Consider the following 17,310-nt stretch of genomic DNA (forward strand, 5'->3'; position numbering starts at 1 on the left):
CGAAATTAGGATTACACCATCGCCACACGCTCCATCACGGTGCTTCCATGTCCACTGCTCCGACTCCCTCTCTCAGCCACGCCGCGCCGTCGATGCGCGGCCAGTTGAACGGCGTGCTGTTCGTCGCGCTGTTCGCCGCCGCCGTCACGAGCCTGTCCGAGCTTCCCGCGATCGCGGGGCTCGGCCTGTCGCCGCTGATCGTCGGCATCGTCGCCGGCGCGTTGTACGGCAACGCGCTGCGCGACGGCATGCCGGCCAGCTGGGCGGCCGGCGTCAATTTCTCCGCCCGCAAGCTGCTGCGCATCGCGGTCGCGTTCTTCGGCTTGCGCGTGAGCCTGCAGGAAATCGCGCAGGTCGGGCTGCCGGGCCTCGCGGTATCGGTGCTGGTCGTCGTCAGCACGCTCGCGATCGGCACCTGGGTCGGCATGAAGCTGATGAAGCTCGACCGCGACGCCGCGCTGCTGACCGCCGCCGGCAGCGCGATCTGCGGCGCGGCCGCCGTGCTCGCGTTCGAATCGACGCTGCAGTCGAAACCGCACCAGAGCGCGATGGCCGTGGGCAGCGTCGTGCTGTTCGGCACGCTGTCGATGTTCCTGTATCCGCTCGCCTATCACGCCGGGCTGCTGAACCTCGATCCGGCCGGCCTCGGTCTGTTCTTCGGCGGCACGATCCACGAAGTCGCGCAGGTGGTCGGCGCGGCGAGCGACATCAGCCCGCAGGTCGTGCACGTCGCGACGATCGTGAAGATGACGCGCGTGATGCTGCTGGTGCCGGTGCTGCTGGCGCTCGGCTGGTGGCTCGCCCGTTCGGCGCGCTCGGCGCACGACGCGGCCGGCGGCACGCACGGCAAGCGCAAGGTGGCGGTGCCGTGGTTCGCGCTCGGCTTCCTCGGCTTCGTGATCGTCAATTCGCTGAACGTGCTGCCCGCGGACGTTACGCATACGCTGAACGTGCTCGACACCTTCGCGCTGACGATGGCCATGACCGCACTCGGCATCGAGACGCGCGTCGCGCAGATCCGCGCGGCCGGCCCGCGCGCGCTGATGACCGGCCTGATCCTGTACGTGTGGCTGATCGCCGGCGGCTACGCGATCACCTGGGCCGTGCAGCACTGGCTTGGCTGAGCCGCACGTCCGCGACGGCTCGCGCGCCGCGCCCTACGGGAAGCCCGACGGGGAAGTCCCGCGGGCGCGGCGCAGTGCTATGCTTCGCGTCGTTTTCCATCGCCCCCTTTCAGCCGTGCTCTCGTTCCTGCTGAAGCTGCGCACTCGCGCGCGAACGCTGCTCCGCCTGTCGGACGCCCATACGATGCTGATCTGGTCGGCCATCGTCGGCGTCGGCGGCGCCTTTGCCACGATGGCGTTCCGCGAAGGCATCGACCTGATGCAGCGCCTGATCTCGGGGCACAGCGGCAGCTTCGTGCAGATGGCGAAGAGCCTGCCGTGGTACGTGCGATTCTGGATGCCGGCCGCGGGCGGCTTCCTCGCCGGCTGCGTGCTGCTGCTCGCGACGCGCGGCGACAAGGCGGCCGCCAAGACCGACTACATGGAATCGGTCGCGCTCGGCAACGGCGTCGTGCCGGTGCGGCAGAGCCTGTGGCGCAGCGTGTCGTCGCTGCTGACGATCGGCAGCGGCGGCTCGATCGGCCGCGAAGGCCCGATGGTGCAGCTCGCGGCGCTCGCCGCGTCGCTCGTCGGCCGCTTCGCGCACTTCGACCCGCCGCGCCTGCGTCTGCTGGTCGCGTGCGGGGCCGCGGCCGGCATTACGTCCGCGTACAACGCGCCGATCGCCGGCGCGTTCTTCGTGTCGGAGATCGTGCTCGGCACGATCGCGATGGAGAGCTTCGGGCCGATGGTCGTCGCGTCGGTCGTCGCGAACATCGTGATGCGCGAATTCGCCGGCTACCGGCCGCCGTACGAGATGCCGGTGTTTCCGGCCGTGACGGGCGCCGAGGTGCTGCCGTTCGTCGTGCTCGGCGCGCTGTGCGGCGTGCTCGCGCCGCAGTTCCTGCATCTGCTCGACGCGTCGAAGACGCAGTTCAAGCGACTGCCGGTGCCGCTGCCCGTGCGGCTCGCGCTCGGCGGCCTCGTGGTCGGCGTGATCTCGGTATGGATTCCGGACGTGTGGGGCAACGGCTACAGCGTCGTGAACCACATCCTCCATTCGCCGTGGACCTGGCAGGCGCTCGTCGCGGTCCTCGTGTTCAAGGTGATCGCGACCGCCGCGACGGCCGGCTCGGGCGCGATCGGCGGCGTGTTCACGCCGACGCTGTTCGTCGGCGCGGTGTTCGGCTCGCTGTTCGGGCTCGCGATGGACGCGCTGTGGCCGGGCCATACGTCCGCGTATTTCGCGTACGCGATCGTCGGGATGGGCGCGTTCATGGCGGGCGCCACGCAGGCGCCGCTGATGGCGATCCTGATGATCTTCGAGATGACGCTGAGTTATCAGGTCGTGCTGCCGCTGCTGGTGTCGTGCGTGTTCGCGTATTTCGTCGCGCGCGCGACGGGCACGACGTCGATGTACGACATCACGCAGCACCACTACCAGGACGCGCAGGAGCGGCAGCGGCTGCGCACCACGCAGATGCGCGAGCTGATCCAGCCCGCGCAGACCGTCGTGCCGCTCACCGCCAGCGTCGCCGACATGACGCGCGTGTTTCTCGAATATCCGGTGAAATATCTGTACGTGACCGACGACGCCGGGCGCTTTCGCGGCGCGGTCGCGCTGAAGGACATCACGTCCGATTTGCTCGACAAGCGCGACACGACCGACAAGACAGCCGCGCACTACGCGCACACGCCGTTTCCGCTGCTCACGCCCGACATGCCGCTCGCGACCGCGCTCGAGCGCTTCATGGCGTTCCAGGGCGAGCGGCTGCCGGTGATCGAGAGCGAAGCCGAGCCGACGCTCGCGGGCGTCGTCTACAAGACGTCGCTGCTCGACGCGTACCGGCGGATGACCGGCGAGCGCTGACGCGCACCGCCCGCGCCGCCTGCCGTGTTCAGTCCGGCGCGCGCCCCAGCACGACCCGCGCGAAGAACCCCGCGAGCACCGATTCGGCCACGTCGACCGATACGTGCTGCGGATCGGCCGTGTAGTACGACTGCACGCCGTCGCACAGGCACATCAGCCCGAACGCGAGCGTGTCGGCCGGCAGCAGCAGCGGCGTGCCCGAACGCTCGGCGAAGCGCTCGATGAATTCGGCCATCTGCACGCGCTTGCCGTGCAGGAACTGGTTGAAGCGCACGCGGAACTTCGCGTCGCGCGCCGCCTGCAGCTTCGCCTCGCCCCACAGCAGCGAGTATTCGTCGTCGCGAAACAGCGTCCGGTAATACGCGAGCGCCATCGATTCCATCTGCTCGCGCGTGCCGCCCCCTTCGAAAATCGCCTCGAAGTCGGCCCGCACCTCCTCGTGATTGCGCTCCAGCAGTTCCAGCAGCAGGTCGGACTTGCTGCGGAAATTCGAGTAGAACGCGCCGCGCGTATAGCCGGCCGCCGCTGCGATGTCCTCGACGCTCGCGGCCACATAGCCTTTCTTCAGAAAAATGCGATGCGCGGCTTTCAGCAGACGCTCGCGCGTCTGGTCCCTGCTCTGCTCGCGAGTTAAGCGCTGTGGTTTCATGCCGCGCAGTCTAGCATCTCTTCCCTTTCGGATTCATCTTTGCATTCAGATACAGGTGTGTATTAGAATCCGCCACAGTTTCCGAAGATGTCGTTCGTCTGTCCGTGTGCGCCGCTGCCGGCGCCACTTGGGGCAAGCGCCCGCCGCGCTTGCCGGCCTCGTTCCGCTCCACCTCACCTGGGGGTTTCGTGAATCGCTCCGGTTCCCGCGCCGCGCTGCTGATCGGCGCCGCGCTCGTCCTTGCCGCCTGTCATCCGAAAGAATCCGCGCCGCCCGCCCCGCGCCCCGTCGTCGCGCTGCCCGCGCGGGCCGACACCGTCGCGGCCGCACGCACGCTGCCCGGCGACATCCAGCCGCGCTATGCGACCCCGCTGTCGTTCCGCATCGCCGGCAAGATCATCGAGCGCCGGGTGCGGCTCGGCGATACGGTGAAGGTCGGCCAGGTCGTCGCGCTGCTCGATCCGTCCGACGTCGAGAAGAACGCGGCAAGCGCGCAGGCGCAATTCGATGCCGCGTCGCACAGCCTCGCGTTCGCGAAACAGCAGCTCGACCGCGATCGCGCGCAGGCCCGCGAAAACCTGATCGCGACCGCGCAGCTCGAGCAGACGCAGAACAGCTACACGTCGGCGCTCGCGCAGCGCGACCAGGCGCAGCAGCAGCTCGCGCTCGCGAAGAACCAGCTCCGCTACGCGACGCTCGTCGCCGACCATGCGGGCACCATCACGGCCGAACAGGCCGACACCGGCCAGAACGTGTCGGCCGGCCAGCCGGTCTACCAGCTCGCGTGGTCGGGCGACGTCGACGTCGTCAGCGACGTGCCCGAGGCCGCGCTCGCGTCGCTCGCGCCCGGTCATGCCGCCACCGTCACGCTGCCGTCGCTGCCGGGCCGCCAGTTCGCCGCGAAGGTGCGCGAAATCGCGCCGGCCGCCGATCCGCAAAGCCGCACCTACCGCGTGAAGCTCACGCTCGGCGCGCCCGATCCGGCGATCCGGCTCGGGATGACCGCGGACGTCGCGTTCGACGGCGCGCCGGCCGCGGGCGATACGCAGCCGATCACGCTGCCCGCGACCGCGCTGTTCCACGACGGCGCGCAACCGGCCGTGTGGGTCGTGCGCACCAAGGACGACACGCTCGAACTGCGCCGCGTCGACGTCGCGCGCTTCAACGAGCGCACGGTCACCGTGTCGCACGGGCTGCAGCCGGGCGAGCGCGTCGTGCTGCAGGGCGTGCATACGGTCAGCGCGGGCGAGAAGGTGCGCGCGATCGCGCCGCTGCATCCGGAGGACTTCGCATCGTGAGCGTCTCCCACGAAGAAGGCCGCTTCAACCTCTCTGCCTGGGCGCTGCGCCACCAGGCGCTGGTCGTCTACCTGATCGCGCTCGCGACGCTCGCGGGGATCCTCGCTTACACGCGGCTCGCGCAATCCGAAGACCCGCCGTTCACGTTCCGCGTGATGGTGATCCGCACCTTCTGGCCCGGCGCGAGCGCACGGCAGGTGCAGGAACAGGTGACCGACCGGATCGGCCGCAAGCTGCAGGAAACGCCGGCCATCGACTTCCTGCGCAGCTATTCGCGCCCCGGCGAATCGCTGATTTTCTTCACGATGAAGGATTCGGCGCCCGTGAAGGACGTGCCCGAAACCTGGTACCAGATCCGCAAGAAAGTCGGCGACATCGGCTATACGCTGCCGCCCGGCGTGCAGGGCCCGTTCTTCAACGACGAATTCGGCGACGTCTACACCAACATCTGGACGCTCGAGGGCGACGGCTTCACGCCCGCGCAACTGCACGACTACGCGGACCAGTTGCGCACCGTGCTGCTGCGCGTGCCGGGCGTCGGCAAGGTCGATTATTTCGGCGACCCCGACCAGCGGATCTTCATCGAGGTCAACAACGCGCAGCTCACGCGCCTCGGCATCTCGCCCCAGCAGCTCGGCCAGGCGATCAACGCGCAGAACGACATCTCGTCGACCGGCGTGCTGACGACCGCCGACGATCGCGTGTTCGTGCGGCCGAGCGGCCAGTTCGACAACGTCGACGCGATCGCGAATACGCTGATCCGCATCAACGGCCGCACGTTCCGGCTCGGCGATCTCGCGACCGTGAAACGCGGCTACGACGATCCGCAAGTCACGCAGATGCGTACGGCCGGTCCAGGCACCAACGGCCATGCCGTGCTCGGCATCGGCGTGACGATGCAGCCGGGCGGCGACGTGATCCGGCTCGGCAAGGCGCTCGACGCCGAATCGAAGGACTTGCAGGCGCAACTGCCGGCCGGACTGAAGCTGACCGAGGTGTCGAGCATGCCGCACGCGGTCTCGCATTCGGTCGACGACTTCCTCGAAGCCGTCGCCGAAGCGGTCGCGATCGTGCTGGTCGTGAGCCTCGTGTCGCTCGGGCTGCGCACCGGGATGGTCGTCGTGATCTCGATCCCGGTCGTGCTCGCGGTCACCGCGCTGTTCATGTACCTGTTCGACATCGGGCTGCACAAGGTGTCGCTCGGCACGCTCGTGCTCGCGCTCGGGCTGCTCGTCGACGACGCGATCATCGCGGTCGAGATGATGGCCGTGAAGCTCGAACAGGGCTACACCCGCGCGCGCGCCGCCGCGTTCGCGTACACGAGCACCGCGTTCCCGATGCTGACCGGCACGCTCGTCACGGTGTCGGGCTTCCTGCCGATCGCGCTCGCGAAATCGAGCACCGGCGAATACACGCGCTCGATCTTCGAGGTGTCGGCGATCGCGCTGATCGCGTCGTGGTTCGCGGCCGTCGTGCTGATCCCGCTGCTGGGCTTCCACATGCTGCCCGAGCGCAAGCGGCACGCGCACGAGGCGCACCTGCCCGATGATCACGAGCACGACATCTACGACACCCGCTTCTACCGGCGGCTGCGCGGCTGGATCGACTGGTGCATCGAGCGGCGCTTCGTCGTGCTGCTGATCACGGGCGTGCTGTTCGTCGTCGCGATGATGGGCTTCTCGCTCGTGCCGCAGCAGTTCTTCCCGAGCTCCGACCGGCCCGAGCTGCTGGTCGACCTGCGGCTGCCCGAAGGCGCGTCGTTCGCGGCGACGCTGCGCGAAACGGAGCGCCTCGAGAAAGCGATCGACAAGCGGCCCGAGATCGACCATGCGGTGAACTTCGTCGGCAGCGGCGCGCCGCGCTTCTATTTGCCGCTCGACCAGCAGTTGCAACTGCCGAACTTCGCGCAGTTCGTGATCACCGCGAAATCGGTCGAGGATCGCGAGAAGCTCGCGACCTGGCTCGAAACCACGCTGCGCGACACATTTCCTGCCGTGCGCTGGCGCCTGTCGCGGCTCGAGAACGGCCCGCCGGTCGGCTATCCGGTGCAGTTCCGCGTGAGCGGCGACAGCATCGCGACGGTCCGCTCGATCGCCGAGAAGGTCGCGGCGACGATGCGCGGCGATGCGCGCACGGTCAACGTGCAGTTCGACTGGGACGAGCCGGCCGAGCGCTCGGTGCGCTTCGAGCTCGACCAGAAGAAGGCGCGCGAGCTGAACGTCACGTCGCAGGACGTGTCGAGCTTCCTCGCGATGACGCTGTCCGGCACGACCGTCACGCAGTATCGCGAGCGCGACAAGCTGATCGCCGTCGACCTGCGCGCGCCGCGCGCCGACCGCGTCGATCCGGCGAAGCTCGCGGGCCTCGCGCTGCCGACGCCGAACGGCCCCGTGCCGCTCGGCTCGCTCGGCCGCTTCACGCCGACGCTCGAATACGGCGTCGTGTGGGAGCGCGACCGTCAGCCGACCATCACCGTGCAGTCGGACGTGCGCGCCGGCGCCCAGGGCATCGACGTCACGCATGCGGTCGACACGAAGCTGAACCCGCTGCGCGCGCAACTGCCGGTCGGCTATCAGATCAACATCGGCGGCTCGGTCGAGGAAAGCGCGAAGGCGCAGGCGTCGATCAACGCGCAGATGCCGCTGATGGCGATCGCCGTGTTCACGCTGCTGATGATCCAGTTGCAGAGCTTCTCGCGCGTGCTGATGGTCGTGCTGACCGCGCCGCTCGGGCTGATCGGCGTGGCCGCGACGCTGCTGCTGTTCGGCCAGCCGTTCGGCTTCGTCGCGATGCTCGGCGTGATCGCGATGTTCGGGATCATCATGCGCAACTCGGTGATCCTGGTCGACCAGATCGAGCAGGACATCGCGGCCGGCCACGGCCGCGTCGACGCGATCATCGGCGCGACCGTGCGGCGCTTCCGCCCGATCACGCTGACGGCCGCGGCCGCGGTGCTCGCGCTGATCCCGCTGCTGCGCTCGAACTTCTTCGGGCCGATGGCGACCGCGCTGATGGGCGGCATCACGAGCGCGACCGTGCTGACGCTGTTCTACCTGCCTGCGCTGTACGCGACGTGGTTCCGCGTGAAGCGCGCCGAACGCGACCCGCAGGACGGCCCGCCGCCAGGCGGCACGCCCGCCGCGCCGTCGGGAGCCTGACCATGGATCGATCGATGACCCTGAAAAAGAAAGCCGTGCGGGTGCTCGCCGCGGCGAGCGTCGCCGGCCCGCTCGCGGGCTGCGCGTGGTTCGCGCCGAGCGGCGAGCCGCCCGCGATGCCGTCGCCCGCGCACTACGGCGCCGCGCCGCAAGTCCAGCAGACGGTGTCCGCACAAGGCGTCGCGCAACAGTTCGAGGTCGGCGCGCAGCCGGTGCCGGACTGGTGGAAACAGTACCGTTCCGATGCGCTGAACGCGCTCGTCGACGAAGGGCTGCGCAACAGCCCGACGCTGAGCGCGGCGTCGCATTCGCTGGATGCGGCGCGCGAGCAGTTGCGCGGGCAGATCGGCAGCTCGATGCTGCCGTCGATCGACGCGGTCGGCCAGGCCACGCGCCAGCGCGCGCTCGGCGTGCCGATTCCCGCGCTCGGCGCACCGACGCTGCTGTACGACACGTTCGTCGGGCAACTGCAGGCGAGCTACACGGTCGACCTGTTCGGCGTGTCGCGCTTCGCGAACCGCGCGCTCGCGAAACGCGTCGACGTCAGCGCGTTCCAGCTCGAATCCGCGCGGCGCGCGCTGGCCGCGAACATCGTGACCGCGTCGATCACCGTATCGGTGCTCAATGCGCAGATCGACACGACCGAGCGGCTCGTCGCGCTCGCGAACGACCAGGCGCACGACGCCGAGCGCCGCCATGCGCTCGGTTCGGCCTCGCGCAGCGACGCGCTGAACGCCCGGCAAAGCGCCGACACGTTCGCGGCAAGCCTGCCCGCGCTGCGCCAGCAGCGCGACTCGGCGCGCCACGCGCTCGCCGTGCTGGTCGGCCGTACGCCCGACCGGCCGCCGGCCGATCTCGCGCTCGCCGATCTGCATCTGCCCGAGCAGGTGCCCGTCGTCGTGCCGTCGGACCTGCTGCAAAGCCGCCCGGACATCCAGGCCGCCGACGCGGGGCTGAAGGCCGCCGCCGCCGAAGTGGGCCTCGCGACCGCGCAAATGTTTCCGCAACTGTCGCTGTCGGCGGCGATGGGCAAAGGTGGCTTCAGCTGGCCGGCGATGCTGTCGGGCGCCGGCGCGATCTGGAACGTCGGCGCGTCGCTGAGCCAGCCGATCTTCCACGGCGGCGCGCTGCTCGCGCAGCGCCGCGCGGCGAAGGCAACCTACGAGGCCGCGGTCGACCAGTACAAGCAGGCGGTGCTCGGCGCGTTCCAGAACGTCGCCGATTCGCTCGCGGCGCTCGAGCACGACGCCCAGGCGCTCGATGCGACGTCGCGCGCCGCGCTGTCCGCGCGTGGCGCGTACGACGACGCGGCCGCCCGCGTGCGGCTCGGCGCGCTGCCGCCGTCGGCCGCGCGCGCGAGCGAGTTGCAGTACCGCAATGCGCGGCTCGACGAGATTCGCGCGACCGGCGCACGGTTCGCGGATACCGCGCGGCTTTACCAGGCGATGGGCACGCCGCCGGCCGACAACGGCGACACGTCCGGTAAAAGCGGCCACGCCGCCGGCGACGGCACGACCGGCACGCAAGCACGCGCCGCCGCGCCCGACCCCGCTCCTTCGGCGCAATAACCGCCATACCCCCCCTCCGATCGAACGTGCGTGCGGCGCCCCGCCACGCGCGTTCGATCGCCGATCTTCCGCTTGACCCTCACGTAGCGTAACGTTCGAGACTCCAGTGTGCGTACCGAACGGAGGAACGAATGCGACTGAAAGTGGGAGAACTGGCGAAACGCAGCGGGCTGACCGTCCGCACGCTTCATCACTATCACGCGATCGGTCTGCTGACGCCTTCGGCGCGCGCCGACAACGGCTACCGGCTGTACGACCGCAACGACATCGCCCGGCTCCACCAGATCCAGGCGCTGCGTCGCTTCGGCCTGTCGCTCACCGAAATCGGCGACCACCTGAACCAGCCCGGCACCCCGCTCGTCGATCTCGTCGCGAAGCAGATCGCGCTGCTCGACCGTCAGCTTGCGCAAACCGCGCAGCTGCGCGAGCGGCTCGTGAGTCTGCATGTGCAGCTCGCCGCGGGCTCGGAGCCGGAACTGGCCGATTGGCTCACCACACTGGAGTTGATGACCGTGTACGACAAATATTTCTCCGAGGAAGAACTCGCGCGCCTGCCGATGTACCAGAAGAGCCAGGCCGGCGACGCGGAATGGATCGCGCTCGTCGACGAGGTCCGTACGCTGCACGAGGCGGGTGTGCCCGCCGAGGACGAGCGCGTACGTGCGCTTGCCGCGCGCTGGATGGCGCTGCTGGTACGCGACACGAACAACGATCCGCGGTTGCTCGCGAAGCTGAATCTGATGCATGAGCAGGAGCCGTCGATGCAGTCGAAGATCGGCATCTCGACGGCGTTGCGCGACTATGTGCTGCGGGCCTCGTCGGAAACGAAGATGCGGCTCTTCGAGAAGTACCTCACGCCGGACGAGAGCCGCTTCATGCGCGCGCACTACCGTCAACGGGCGATGGAATGGCCGCAACTGATGGCCGACGTGCGCGACGCGATCGATGCGGGCACGCGGCCCGATTCGCCGCAAGGCCGCGCGCTCGCGCAGCGCTGGCTCGAGCTGTTCTGCAGCTACGCGGGCCACGATCCGGCCACGCACGCGAAATTCCGCCACGCGCTGATGAACGAGCCGGCGCTGACGAAGGATTCGTGGACCGACGACACGCTGCTCGGTTTCATGCGCGAGGCGACGGCGCAGCTGGCGCCGGCGCGCTGATCGCGTGATTCGCGGGCGGCAAGCGGGGTTCCCGTGTGCCGCCCGTTTCACCATTGGCAGCCGGTATCGCGAACCGCATCCAGCGCGAGCATCGGCAACGCGAGCAGGCCGGCACCCGCGTACGCGTTGCGACAATCGGCGCGACGCGCGCCCGACATGCCGTCGGCCAGCCTGGCGTCGATGGCGCGACGATGCGCAGATGTGTCGCCGGACGATGCGCCCAGCGCGCCGACGGCCGCCTGCGCGGGGCTGCGCGCTGTGCGTGGCTGTGCACCGATTGCATCCAGATCGCGACGCCAGTCTAGATCAGGGCTCGCAGCGGTCGCCGGCTCGTTGGCACTTGCACTGGCCGTCGTCTGGCCTTGCCTGTGCGATGCATCCGGCATATCCGCAGACGAACGCGCGGCCCTTTGCGCGTTCGCCACCACCGCAGAACGTTTCGCCGATTGCACGTTGCCGCGCCCGCCTGCATTCGGGCCGACCCGCCCGATCTCGCGTGCGATCACCTCTGGCGTCGGCCGCGCGGGAATCAACTCGACGCGCAGCGCGGTGCGCGGCCGCTCGACGGATTTCGGGCTACCCGCTGGCGGCACTCGTTGCATCAGCAACCATCCGAGCAGGTGGAGCGATACGGACACCACGACCGCGAGCGCGACGACGCGCGACCGACGGCGCCCCGCCGCATCGGCACGCCGCGAGCGCGCTGCGTCAGTCGGGCGTGCCGCCGCCGTCATCGCTGAACGCGAGCAGGTCGCCCGGCTGGCAGTCGAGATAACGGCAGATCGCGTCGAGCGTCGCGAAGCGGATGCCCTTCACCTTCCCCTGCTTGAGCAGCGACAGATTCTGTTCGGTGATGCCGACGGCGGCCGCCAGATCCTTCGAGCGGACCTTGCGCATCGCGAGCATCACGTCGAGCTTGACTACGATCGTCATCGCGCGCCTCAGACGAACTGCCGATGCTCGGCATCGAGCTCGCTCGCCTGCCGGAGAATGTGCGCGATGATCGCGATGCAGGCTGCGGTGAACAACGCGACCACGTACGGCATGGTGAAGCCGAGGCTGACCACCCGATGGCCGACCGGTTCGCGCAGCGTCGCCCACACGCTCAGCAGCGGCTCGCACAGCAGGCTCAGCAGCACCCACAGGCCGATCGCCCGCCCCGTCTTGCCGAGATGGCCGGCCGCCTGTGCGGAGAAATAGTCGCGCCGCGCATACGTGCGGAACAGCGCGCGCAGATGCCGCAGGCCATTCGCGAGCGCGACGAGCGGCACGCTCGACAGCAGGATGCCGACCGCCTTCTGCCACCACGGGAACGCGGCAACGTCCACGTGCAGGTTGGTGAGTACCGAATCCGTGAGGCCGAATACGAAGCCGGGCCCCGAGGCTGCGCTCAGCGACGGAAACAGCCAGCACGCAGCGTTGAGCACCAGCATGCAGACGATGAACCCCAGCGTGACGGTGGCCATCTGCTGGCTGATACGGGCAATGCGATCGGAATGCATGGCGTCTCCTCGACGACGATTGAACGAGCGTCGATTGTACGTCGATAATTATCGTGAAACGATAATTAATTGTCGTCTTGTTGTGATTTTTTATTGCGTGGCAGGCTCAACCCGTATCGACCCGCCCGTACCGCACGCAACGGCCGGGCATCCGCCTAGGGCGTGTTCACGCCCTAGTCGTTGCGCATGCTGATCCCGCGCCAATGCTTCGTCATATAGCGTAGAAACGCGGGCTGCGCCTTCAGGTCTGCGTTCGGCACGGGCGCCGCGCCCCCGTCGACGAACTTGCCGTTGACCGTGACGATCTCCTCGCCACGAAGCACGTATTTCGTCCCTGCGTCGATCAGGAAGTACTTGACCTGATCGGCGCTCACGTCGCCGCGGCAACCGATCTTGTACGCGAACAGGAACTGCTTGCGGCCGTTGCCGAGCAGGTCGCGCATTTCGATCGACTTCGGCACGACGTCGAGAATCACGTCGACCGGGCATGCCTTCACGTAGTCGCGCACTGCCCAGTCGGGGCGGCCGTCGAGCGTCGCGGACACCTTGAGTTCGACGTCGTCGCCGGACGCGGTTCTGGCGAGCGTCACCGCGTGCGCGCCGGCCGCATCGGTCCACGTGTAATCGGCGGCGTGCGCCTGGCTGGCCAGCGCTGCGACTGTGAGCAACAGACAACTCGAAAGAACATGCCTTTTCATCGGAGATGGAGAGAGCCGGAATCGAACGCGCCATTATCGACAAAGCCGTGTGCCGCTGCCAGCGGCACGCACCACGCCCGTTCAGCGCTCGCGCGTGCCGAGCCCGAGCGCCTTCATCCGGCGGTACAGCGTCCGTTCGCTCAAGCCGAGCTGCGCGGCGAGCGCCTTGCGCGTGCCGTCGAACGCGCGCGCGATCCGGACGAGCTCCGCATCCGACACGCCGCCCGCATCCGCCGCCTGCGCATGCGGCGCCGCCGCGGCCACGACGAGCTCGGCCGGCAGATGTTCGACGCGGATCGTCCCGTCGTCCGCGAACAGGCACGCGCGTTCGAGCACGTTGCGCAGCTCGCGGATGTTGCCGGGCCACGCATACGCATCGAGGCACGCGCGCGCACGCTCGGTCAGCGTGAACGGTCGCGCATTCGCGTCGCCCGCGTTGCCGCGCGCGTTCGCGATCCGCCGCAGGATCGATTCGGCCAGCAGCGCGACGTCGCCCTGCCGTTCGCGCAGCGCCGGCAGCGGAATCGGAAACGCGTTGATCCGGTAGTAAAGATCCTGCCGGAACCGGCCGTCGTCGATCATCTCGCGCAGCGGCTTGTGCGTGGCCGCGACGAGCCGGAAATCGGCGCGCAGCGCCTCGACGCCGCCGACGCGCCGGAACGTGCCCGATTCGATCAGCCGCAGCAGCTTCACCTGCATCGGCAGCGGCACGTCGCCGATCTCGTCGAGAAACAGCGTGCCGCCCTGCGCGGTCTCGACGAGGCCCGGCTTGCGCTGGTTCGCGCCCGTGAACGCGCCTTTCTCGTAGCCGAACAGTTCGCTCTCGAACAGCGTCTCGGCGATCCCCGAGCAATCGACGACGACGAACGGCCCCATCGCGCGATCGCTCGCCTCGTGCAGCGCGCGGGCGAACAGCTCCTTGCCGGTGCCCGATTCGCCGAGCAGCAGTACCGGCAGCGTCGACGGCGCCACGCGCTGCAGCGCGCCGAGCGCCGCGTTGAACGCGTCCGAGCCGCCGACGAGCCCTTCCGCGCTCGGCTGCGCGGACGCGCTGCGCACCGTCGTCAGCCGCTCGACGTACGCGATCACGTTGCCGTCCGCGTCGAAGATCGGCCGCAGTTCGACGTCGACATGCTCGGGGCCGCGCGGCGTGTGATGGATGTGCAGCACGCGGTTGAGCCCGCGCGACTCGAGCGCCTGCTTCATCGGGCAATGCTCGCCGGCCTGGTCGCACGGCACGTTGTAATGATGCGACACCTGGAAACAATGCCGGCCCACATGCTCGACGCCGGCCACGCCGAACTGGCGCCGGTACGCATCGTTCGCCGCGAGGATCCGATAGTCGGGGTCGACGACGATCATCGGCTGCGGGTCCTGCTCGAGATACGCGACGAGCGCGCGTACGTCGGGCATCGCGTCGTGACGCGCGGAGGGGACGATCGGAATGGTGTCGTGCGGATTCATGCGGCGGCTCGCTCGGCGAAGGGGCGCCCGGATGGACTGCCAGGCTGACTGCCAATTCTGCCACGGCGCTGCCAGATGTGGCAGTTCTCGTCCGCCACCGGATGTCGTTGACATCTCCACAGGGCCGCCGACGTCCCGAAAACCCGAGCCGAATCAAGCCCCTGCCACATCGGCCGGTACCGCGCCGCAGGTTGGCATGCTTCTTGAGATAAAGACCGCGATTGCAGATGCAGCACCCGATCGAGGACACCCCGTGAGCAACGCCCCCGCCCTGTCGGTCGAAGGCTTTTTCGACCCGGCGACCCACACCGTCAGCTATCTCCTGCTCGATACGACAAGCCGCGCATGCGCGCTGATCGACAGCGTGCTCGACTACGACCCGAAATCCGGCCGCACGCGCACCGCCAGCGCCGACCGGCTGATCGCGCGCGTCGCCGAACTCGGCGCGACCGTGCACTGGCTGCTGGAGACGCACGTGCACGCCGACCACCTGTCGGCCGCGCCCTACCTCAAAGCGCAGGTCGGCGGCCAGATTGCGATCGGTTCGCACGTGCGCCGCGTGCAGCACGTGTTCGGCACGCTGTTTAACGCAGGCCCCGGCTTCGCGGAAGACGGCCGCCAGTTCGACCGGCTCGTCGACGACGGCGACACGCTCGCACTCGGCGCGCTGACGATCCGCGCGCTGCACACGCCGGGCCACACGCCCGCGTGCATGACCTACTGCGTGGACGACGCGACGCAGCGCGCGGCGTTCGTCGGCGACACGCTGTTCATGCCCGACTACGGCACGGCCCGCTGTGACTTCCCCGGCGGCGATGCGCGCACGCTGTACCGCTCGATCATGCGCGTGCTCGCGCTGCCGCCCGACACGCGCCTGTACCTGTGCCACGACTACCAGCCGGGCGGCCGCGACGTGCAGTTCGTGACGACCGTCGCCGAGCAGCGCCGCGCGAACGTGCACGTGAGGGATGGCGTGAGCGAGGACGATTTCGTCGCGATGCGCACCGCGCGCGACGCGACGCTCGACATGCCGGTGCTGATGCTGCCGTCGGTGCAGGTCAACATGCGCGCCGGCCACCTGCCCGAACCCGAGAACAACGGCGTGCGCTACCTGAAGATCCCGCTCGACGCGATCTGAGCCGCGCGCCCCCAAACGGAGCCCCCCCAATATGACCATCCGCAAGCTGACCGACACGCTGTCGGTCTCGCCGCAGATCGCGGCGGCCGACCTGCCCGCGCTTCACGCGGCGGGCATTCGCGCGATCATCTGCAACCGGCCCGACGGCGAAGGCGCCGACCAGCCGACCGTCACCGAGATCCGCGCGGCCGCCGCGCCGCTCGGCATCGACGTGCACTACCTGCCGGTCGATACCGGCAAGGTGACCGACGACCAGGCCGCGCAGTTCGGCGCGCTCGTCGCGTCGCTGAATGGGCCCGTGCTCGCGTACTGCCGCAGCGGCACGCGGTCGGCCACGCTGTGGGCGCTGTCGCAGGCGGGGCTGCGCCCGCTGGACGACCTCATCGCCACCGCCGGCGCGGCCGGCTACGACCTGAGCGCGCTCGCCTCGCGTATCGCGCAGGACGGCCGCCAGAGCGCGCCGGCCGTGGACGCGCGACACGACATCGTGATCGTCGGCGCGGGCGCGGCCGGCATCGCGGTCGCGTCGAGCCTGCTCGCGCGCGACGCGTCGCTCGACATCGCGGTGATCGATCCCGCCGACGTTCACTACTACCAGCCCGGCTGGACGATGGTCGGTGCGGGCGTGTTCTGCCCCGAGACGACCGCGCGCAGGATGACCGACGTACTGCCGCGCGGCGTGCAGCGGATCCAGGCCGCGGTCGCCGGCTTCGAGCCCGACGCGCACGTGGTGGTGCTCGACGGTTGCCGGCGCATCGGCTATCGCAGGCTCGTCGTGTGTCCGGGGCTCAAGCTCGACTGGCATGCGATCGACGGCCTCGCCGACACGCTCGGCCGCAACGGCGTCACGTCGAACTACCGCTACGATCTCGCGCCGTATACGTGGGAGCTGGTGCGCGCGTTCCGCGGCGGCCACGCGCTCTTCACACAGCCGCCGATGCCGATCAAGTGCGCGGGCGCGCCGCAAAAGGCGATGTACCTGTCGTGCGATCACTGGCGGCGCACGGGGCGCCTCGACGCCGCGAACGTCGAATTCCTGAATGCGGGCGGCGCGCTGTTCGGCGTCCCCGACTACGTGCCCGCGCTGATGGAGTACGTGAAAAGCTATGACATCGCGCTGTCGTTCGGCCACAACCTCGTCGCGATCGACGGGCCCGCGCGCCGTGCGACGTTCTCGCGCGCGCTGCCGGACGGCGGCAAGGAAACCGTCGAGCGGCCGTTCGACATGATCCACGTGGTGCCGCCGCAGAAGGCCCCCGATTTCGTACGCGCGAGCCCGCTCGCCGACGCGGCCGGCTGGATCGACGTCGATCCGGCGACGCTGCGCCACAAGCAGTTTCCGGACATCTACGCGCTCGGCGACGTCACCAACACGACCAATGCGAAAACGGCCGCGGCCGCCCGCAAGCAGGCGCCCGTCGTCGCGCACAACCTGCTCGCGTCGCTCGGCCGCGCACAGGGCGACGCCGCGTACGACGGCTACGGCTCGTGCCCGCTCACCGTCGAGCGCGGCAAGATCGTGCTCGCCGAATTCCTGTACGGCGGCAAGGTCGCGCCGACCTTCCCCGCCTGGCTGATCGACGGCAAACGGCCATCGCGGCTCGCGTGGCTGCTGAAGGAACGCATGCTGCCGCCGCTCTACTGGAAGGCGATGCTCAAGGGCCGCGAATGGCTCGCGAAGCCCGCGATCGCCCGTTGACCG

General features: G+C 69.2%; 14 protein-coding genes. 8 read left to right on the forward strand and 6 right to left on the reverse strand.

Features of this window, described 5'->3' with window-relative positions; all coding sequences use genetic code 11:
* Positions 1 to 47 precede the first annotated feature (47 nt).
* Complete coding sequence (locus KR541_RS08875; RefSeq protein ID WP_050015479.1) at positions 48 to 1,124, forward strand: YeiH family protein; 1,077 nt, start codon at positions 48 to 50, stop codon at positions 1,122 to 1,124.
* Between the two features lie 115 nt (positions 1,125 to 1,239).
* Positions 1,240 to 2,973 (forward strand): ClcB-like voltage-gated chloride channel protein, encoded by a 1,734-nt coding sequence (locus KR541_RS08880; RefSeq protein ID WP_200891631.1) that lies wholly within the window; start codon positions 1,240 to 1,242, stop codon positions 2,971 to 2,973.
* A gap of 28 nt (positions 2,974 to 3,001) precedes the next feature.
* Here the strand turns inward: KR541_RS08880 and KR541_RS08885 are convergent, their stop codons facing one another.
* A complete protein-coding gene (locus KR541_RS08885; RefSeq protein ID WP_050015483.1) occupies positions 3,002 to 3,622 on the reverse strand; it encodes a TetR/AcrR family transcriptional regulator in 621 nt (206 codons plus the stop codon).
* 188 nt (positions 3,623 to 3,810) lie between these two features.
* Between KR541_RS08885 and KR541_RS08890 the strand changes: the two genes are divergently transcribed.
* The 4 genes from KR541_RS08890 (at position 3,811) to KR541_RS08905 (ending at position 10,806) form a co-directional block, all read left to right on the forward strand.
* Positions 3,811 to 4,920, forward strand: a complete 1,110-nt coding sequence (locus KR541_RS08890) for an efflux RND transporter periplasmic adaptor subunit (RefSeq protein ID WP_050015485.1) — start codon at positions 3,811 to 3,813, stop codon at positions 4,918 to 4,920.
* Positions 4,917 to 8,078: an efflux RND transporter permease subunit gene (locus tag KR541_RS08895; RefSeq protein WP_050015487.1), complete on the forward strand. Its 3,162-nt coding sequence runs from the start codon at positions 4,917 to 4,919 to the stop codon at positions 8,076 to 8,078. The genes KR541_RS08890 and KR541_RS08895 overlap by 4 nt, the downstream gene beginning before the upstream one ends.
* Before the next feature lie 2 nt (positions 8,079 to 8,080).
* Positions 8,081 to 9,646, forward strand: coding sequence for an efflux transporter outer membrane subunit (locus KR541_RS08900; protein ID WP_050015489.1), 1,566 nt, complete (start codon positions 8,081 to 8,083; stop codon positions 9,644 to 9,646).
* 131 nt (positions 9,647 to 9,777) lie between these two features.
* Positions 9,778 to 10,806: a MerR family transcriptional regulator gene (locus KR541_RS08905; RefSeq protein WP_216089508.1), complete on the forward strand. Its 1,029-nt coding sequence runs from the start codon at positions 9,778 to 9,780 to the stop codon at positions 10,804 to 10,806.
* A gap of 47 nt (positions 10,807 to 10,853) precedes the next feature.
* Here the strand turns inward: KR541_RS08905 and KR541_RS08910 are convergent, their stop codons facing one another.
* The 5 genes from KR541_RS08910 to KR541_RS08930 all read right to left on the reverse strand — a co-directional run bounded on the left by KR541_RS08910 (position 10,854) and on the right by KR541_RS08930 (position 14,470).
* Complete coding sequence (locus KR541_RS08910) at positions 10,854 to 11,540, reverse strand: hypothetical protein (protein ID WP_216089509.1); 687 nt, start codon at positions 11,538 to 11,540, stop codon at positions 10,854 to 10,856.
* Positions 11,515 to 11,739 carry a helix-turn-helix domain-containing protein gene (locus KR541_RS08915; protein WP_050015494.1) on the reverse strand — a complete coding sequence of 75 codons (225 nt, stop codon included), beginning with the start codon at positions 11,737 to 11,739 and terminating at the stop codon, positions 11,515 to 11,517. The genes KR541_RS08910 and KR541_RS08915 overlap by 26 nt, the downstream gene beginning before the upstream one ends.
* A gap of 8 nt (positions 11,740 to 11,747) precedes the next feature.
* Positions 11,748 to 12,308, reverse strand: a complete 561-nt coding sequence (locus KR541_RS08920) for a DUF2975 domain-containing protein (RefSeq protein WP_050015496.1) — start codon at positions 12,306 to 12,308, stop codon at positions 11,748 to 11,750.
* 173 nt (positions 12,309 to 12,481) lie between these two features.
* The gene (locus KR541_RS08925) at positions 12,482 to 13,006 is read right to left on the reverse strand and encodes a M949_RS01915 family surface polysaccharide biosynthesis protein (protein WP_089488465.1); all 525 of its coding nucleotides are present in this window, start codon (positions 13,004 to 13,006) and stop codon (positions 12,482 to 12,484) included.
* A gap of 81 nt (positions 13,007 to 13,087) precedes the next feature.
* Positions 13,088 to 14,470, reverse strand: a complete 1,383-nt coding sequence (locus KR541_RS08930) for a sigma-54 interaction domain-containing protein (protein ID WP_050015499.1) — start codon at positions 14,468 to 14,470, stop codon at positions 13,088 to 13,090.
* Between the two features lie 253 nt (positions 14,471 to 14,723).
* On the opposite strand from KR541_RS08930, the gene KR541_RS08935 reads away from it, so the two are divergent.
* Both KR541_RS08935 and KR541_RS08940 read left to right on the forward strand, forming a co-directional pair.
* Complete coding sequence (locus KR541_RS08935; protein WP_050015500.1) at positions 14,724 to 15,608, forward strand: MBL fold metallo-hydrolase; 885 nt, start codon at positions 14,724 to 14,726, stop codon at positions 15,606 to 15,608.
* 31 nt (positions 15,609 to 15,639) lie between these two features.
* Positions 15,640 to 17,307, forward strand: coding sequence for a bifunctional protein tyrosine phosphatase family protein/NAD(P)/FAD-dependent oxidoreductase (locus KR541_RS08940; protein WP_216089510.1), 1,668 nt, complete (start codon positions 15,640 to 15,642; stop codon positions 17,305 to 17,307).
* Positions 17,308 to 17,310 lie beyond the last annotated feature (3 nt).

This window comes from Burkholderia sola, from assembly GCF_905400185.1.
Lineage (GTDB): Bacteria > Pseudomonadota > Gammaproteobacteria > Burkholderiales > Burkholderiaceae > Burkholderia > Burkholderia sola.

Bases quoted from the DNA above. Each gene is read 5' to 3' on its own strand.
- KR541_RS08875 (WP_050015479.1), top strand. From the start codon at position 48: ATGTCCACTGCTCCGACTCCCTCTCTCAGCCACGCCGCGCCGTCGATG.
- KR541_RS08885 (WP_050015483.1), bottom strand. From the start codon at position 3,622: ATGAAACCACAGCGCTTAACTCGCGAGCAGAGCAGGGACCAGACGCGC.
- KR541_RS08900 (WP_050015489.1), top strand. From the start codon at position 8,081: ATGGATCGATCGATGACCCTGAAAAAGAAAGCCGTGCGGGTGCTCGCC.
- KR541_RS08905 (WP_216089508.1), top strand. From the start codon at position 9,778: ATGCGACTGAAAGTGGGAGAACTGGCGAAACGCAGCGGGCTGACCGTC.
- KR541_RS08910 (WP_216089509.1), bottom strand. From the start codon at position 11,540: ATGACGGCGGCGGCACGCCCGACTGACGCAGCGCGCTCGCGGCGTGCC.
- KR541_RS08915 (WP_050015494.1), bottom strand. From the start codon at position 11,739: ATGACGATCGTAGTCAAGCTCGACGTGATGCTCGCGATGCGCAAGGTC.
- KR541_RS08920 (WP_050015496.1), bottom strand. From the start codon at position 12,308: ATGCATTCCGATCGCATTGCCCGTATCAGCCAGCAGATGGCCACCGTC.
- KR541_RS08925 (WP_089488465.1), bottom strand. From the start codon at position 13,006: ATGAAAAGGCATGTTCTTTCGAGTTGTCTGTTGCTCACAGTCGCAGCG.
- KR541_RS08930 (WP_050015499.1), bottom strand. From the start codon at position 14,470: ATGAATCCGCACGACACCATTCCGATCGTCCCCTCCGCGCGTCACGAC.
- KR541_RS08940 (WP_216089510.1), top strand. From the start codon at position 15,640: ATGACCATCCGCAAGCTGACCGACACGCTGTCGGTCTCGCCGCAGATC.